Source organism: Streptomyces sp. NPDC031274, assembly GCF_055570235.1.
The window spans coordinates 1-1,540 of sequence record NZ_JBVIHP010000193.1 but is presented as its reverse complement, the minus strand read 5'-3'; the positions used below and the strand labels follow the sequence as shown (position 1 = coordinate 1,540).

Below are 1,540 nucleotides of genomic sequence, written 5' to 3'. Positions count from 1 at the left end.
TCGCGGCGGTCGTCATCGCGATCACGCCCACGCTGGTGCGGGCGGACGGACCGCGCACCGCCGACAATCGGCTCGACCTGCTCGGTGCGGCGCTGCTGACGGGTGGCCCCGTCACTCTCGTCTACGGCGTCCTGCGCGGATCAGTGGCGGCGACGCTCGCCGGAGCGGCGCTGCTCGGCGCCTTCGTGCTCGTCGAGGCGCGTACGAAGAGTCCGCTCGTGCCGCTCTCCTTCTTCGCACACCGCACCCGCGCGGTCGCGAACGCGGCGACGGTCCCGCTCAGCGCGGGCCTCTCGACCAGCTTCTTCCTGCTCACCCTCTATCTGCAGGATGTCGTCGAACTCTCTGCGCTGCAGGCCGGGTTGGCGTATCTGCCGTTCTGCGCCGCGCTCCTGTCGGCGATCCTTCTGACGTCCCGTCTGATCGCGGTGATGGGCACGAAGCGCACCGCCCTGCTCGGTCTCCTTGTCACGGCAGCCGGGCTCGGCTGGCTGGCCCGGCTGCCCGACCGAGGCGGCCTGTGGGTGGACGTGCTGCCGGGCATGATCGGCGTGGCCGCCGGGATGGGCATCGGACTGCTGGCCCTGCAGAACGCCGCCCTCTCCGACGTCACCGAGGACGACGCGGGCACGGCTTCCGGCGTCCAGCGCTCCGTCGACCAGCTCGGCGGCTCCCTCGGGCTCGCGGTCCTGGTGGGCGCGGCCGTCGGTGGCGGAAGTGCTCAAAGTGCCGACTACCGGGCCGCGTTCGGGTGGGCCGCGGTCGGCGTGCTCGTCGCGGCTGCGGGCGTGGCGCTCACCGCCCGTACGGTCCGTCGCCGGGCCCCTGCCTGACCGCTCATCCGGTCCCGCCCAGCGCGAGCCGCATGGCGTCCCGTGTCGCCGCTCCTTCCGCGAAGGCCGCCGCGAAGGCCCGCTCGCCGAGGGTGCGGCGCACAAGGCGCTCGGTCTCGGCATGGGCGTCGTGGAGCGGCCGCAGGCCCGTCAGCGCGACGCCGGTCGTCCGCAGGAGCCGGCACGCCGCTCCTATCAACCGGGCGGCGCGGCCATGGTCCCCGGTGGCGGCAACGGCCCAGGCCATGGCCTCAACCCCCCACACGGTCCCCCAGCGGTCGCCGATGGCCCACTGGCGGCGCAGGGAGACACGGAGCAGGTCCGCCGCCCGGTGCGGGTCGCCGTGCCGGAGCTCCGCGAGCCCCATGCCCCACAGCGCCCAGGAGTGCGCCCAGCCCGCGCCGTGGGTGTCGGCCTCGGTCACGTACTCCCGCCCGGCCGCCAGGGCGAGCTCCCGCTCACCGAGGAAGGCCGCCGCCATGGCCCAGAGCATGGTCGCCATGTGGGCATCGCCCACCTGGCCGCCCGCCCGGAAACACTCCCTGGCCCGCGCCAGGAGCGCGATGGCCCGTACGTCCGCGTGGACGAGGAAGGCGAAGGCGCCCTCCATGTAGGTGAGCACGCCCGGCGCTTCGCCGTCCCCGCCGTCCTGGGCGAGCCGGACGGCCCCGGCCAAGAAACGTTTGGTGGGGGACTGGTCTCCCCTG

At 74.4% G+C, this 1,540-nt stretch carries 1 protein-coding gene and 1 pseudogene; one reads left to right on the top strand and one right to left on the bottom strand.

Annotation, left to right across the window (positions count from 1 at the left end; translation table 11 throughout):
* A partial coding sequence (locus ACZ5CR_RS44880) for an MFS transporter (protein ID WP_468869358.1) occupies window positions 1-833 on the top strand: 833 nt, incomplete at its 5' end.
* A gap of 4 nt (window positions 834-837) precedes the next feature.
* Here the strand turns inward: ACZ5CR_RS44880 and ACZ5CR_RS44875 are convergent.
* Window positions 838-1,540, bottom strand: a pseudogene (locus tag ACZ5CR_RS44875) (AfsR/SARP family transcriptional regulator); the annotation flags it as partial.